Raw genomic sequence first — 2,472 nt, forward strand, 5'->3', positions numbered from 1 at the left:
GGTCGGAGGCCCCAGGACTGGCTGCCGATCGGCGGGATGGCGACGGCGATCACCGCGTCCACCCCGGGGTCGGTCAGCGCGGTGTCCAGGGCGATCCGGAAGTTCTCGCCGGTGGCGGCGGTGGTGAGGTCGACCGGGGTGCGGGGGCGCAGGCCGGCGGAGAGGCAGGCGTCGTGGGTGAGCAGGCCCAGGGAGTCGGAGTTGCCGACCACCGCGACCCGGTCGCCGGGCGGCAGCGGCTGGTGGGCGAGCAGGTCGCCGGTGTCGTACAGCTCGGTGATGGTCTCCACCCGGGTGACGCCGGCCTGCTGGAAGAGGGCGTCGACGGTGGCGTCCCGCAGGCCGCTGGCGGTGGCCGGGACGGCGTGGCCGGGCGGCAGGCTGCCGGTGTGGCGGGCGCCCTTGATCACGACCACCGGCTTGGCCTGGGCGAGCCGGCGGGCGATCCGGGTGAACTTGCGGGGGTTGCCGAAGGACTCCAGGTAGAGCAGGACGACCTCGGTGGCCGGGTCCTCGGCCCAGTACTGGAGGAAGTCGTTGCCGGAGACGTCGGCGCGGTTGCCGACCGAGGCGAAGGAGGAGATCCCGAGGCCGCGCCGGTGGCCGGCCTCCAGCAGGGCGACGCCGATCGCGCCGGACTGGCAGAAGACGCCGAAGGTGCCCCGGGCGGGCAGCACCGGGGCGAGCGAGGCGTTCAGCGGGTGCTCCGGGTCGGTGGAGATCAGGCCGAAGGCGTTCGGGCCGATCACCCGCATGCCGGCCGCCCGGGCCTGGCGGACCAGGGCGCGCTGGCGGTCGCGGCCCTCGGGGCCGGTCTCGGCGTAGCCGGCGGTGACCACCACCAGGCCCTGGACACCGTGCGCGCCGCACTCGGCGACCGCCTGGGGCACGGCGGAGGCGGGCACGGCGATCACCGCGAGGTCGACCGGGCCGGGGATCTCCAGGACCGAGCGGTGCACCGGGAGGCCGTCCAGCTCGGTGCCGGGCGGGGCGTTGCGGTTCACCGCGTACACCGGGCGGTCGGCGGCGGCGAAGCCGGCGAGCAGGTCGCGCAGCAGGGTCCGGCCGACGGTCTGCGGGTTGCGGGAGGCGCCGATCACGGCGACCGAGCGCGGGGTGAGCAGCCGCTGGACCGAGCGGGCCTCGGCGCGGTGCTCGCGGGCCCGCATGACGGCGAGCGAGGCGGCGGTGGGTTCGAGGTCGAACTCCAGGTGGACCACGCCGTCGGCGAAGCTGCGGCGCTGGACGTAGCCGGCGTCGGTGAAGACCTTCACCATCTTGCGGTTCTCCGGCAGCACCTCGGCCTGGAAGCGGCGGATGCCGCGCTCCTGGGCGACCGCGGCGATGTGCTCCAGCAGGGCGGAGGCGACGCCCCGGCCCTGGTGGGCGTCCTGGACCAGGAAGGCGACCTCGGCGTCGGTGCCGGTCTCCGAGGGGCGGCCGTCGGCGTCGATCCGGTCGTAGCGGACGGTGGCGATGAAGCGGTCCCGGACGACGACGGCGAGGCCGACCCGGTGGACGAAGTCGTGGTGGGTGAAGCGCCGGACGTCCTTGTCGGAGAGCCGGGGGTAGGGCGCGAAGAAGCGGAAGTACTTGGACTGGTCCGACACCTGTTCGTAGAACTCGACCAGTCGGCCCGCGTCCGCCGGGGTGATCGGCCGGATCCGGGCCGTGCCGCCGTCGCGCAGCAGGACGTCGGCCTCCCAGTGCTGGGGGTAGTCCGGGCCGGTCGGGCCGTGGTCCCGGCGGGCCGCCGTCCGGGCGGGCGTCGGGTCCTGCTCGGGGTGCGGTGCCGCGGAGTCGTCCACGATCGCCAGGTTATCCGGCGGCGGGCCGAATGGCGCCGGGCGTGCGTTCGCGGCAGGGTGGGCAGGGCCTCTGAACGGGGATTATGCGCCGTTTATGGCTCTGAAAGAAACAATCACAAGTCCCGAACGCGGCGGCTCGCAGGGGTCGGCTGCATGCAACACTGGTCTAGACAACATGGTCGTTTCCCCCATCACGGCCATGACCAGCTTCACCGGAAAGGCACGTCTCATGGCCGAGCGCCGCGTCACCATCGGTTGGGCCGAGGGCCTGCACGCCCGTCCCGCCTCCGTCTTCGTCAAGGCCGTCGCGGCCACCGGCGTGCCGATCACCATCACCAAGCCGGGCGGCAACCCGGTCAACGCCGGCTCCATGCTCGGCCTGCTCGCGCTCGGCGCGCAGGGCGGCGACGAGGTCGTGCTGGCCTCCGACGCCGAGGGCGCCGACGAGGCCCTGGACCGCCTGGCCGCGCTGGTCCAGCAGGGCCTGGACGAACTGCCCGCCGCGGCCTGAGTCCAGCACCGCGCACACGTCCGGAGCCCGGGCCCCGTTGGTCGGGGGGCCCGGGCTCCGGTGTGCGCGGCCCAGGAGCTCCTGGGCTCGGCGGCCGTCAGCCGGCCGCGATCGCCCGCAGGATGTCCAGCCGGGCCGCCCGGCGGGCCGGCC

2 protein-coding genes are annotated in these 2,472 nt (G+C 74.7%); one reads left to right on the plus strand and one right to left on the minus strand.

What is annotated here, in order from left to right:
* A partial coding sequence (locus tag VR45_RS26330; protein ID WP_045942327.1) for a GNAT family N-acetyltransferase occupies nt 1-1,691 on the minus strand: 1,691 nt, incomplete at its 3' end.
* A gap of 346 nt (nt 1,692-2,037) precedes the next feature.
* On the opposite strand from VR45_RS26330, the gene VR45_RS26335 reads away from it, so the two are divergent.
* Nucleotides 2,038-2,319 carry an HPr family phosphocarrier protein gene (locus VR45_RS26335; RefSeq protein WP_030396570.1) on the plus strand — a complete coding sequence of 94 codons (282 nt, stop codon included), beginning with the start codon at nt 2,038-2,040 and terminating at the stop codon, nt 2,317-2,319.
* Nucleotides 2,320-2,472: the final 153 nt, after the last annotated feature.

The organism is Streptomyces sp. NRRL S-495 (assembly GCF_000966955.1).
GTDB lineage: Bacteria > Actinomycetota > Actinomycetes > Streptomycetales > Streptomycetaceae > Kitasatospora > Kitasatospora purpeofusca.

Excerpts from the sequence above, each read along its gene's own strand:
- VR45_RS26335 (WP_030396570.1), top strand. The coding sequence starts at position 2,038 with ATGGCCGAGCGCCGCGTCACCATCGGTTGGGCCGAGGGCCTGCACGCC.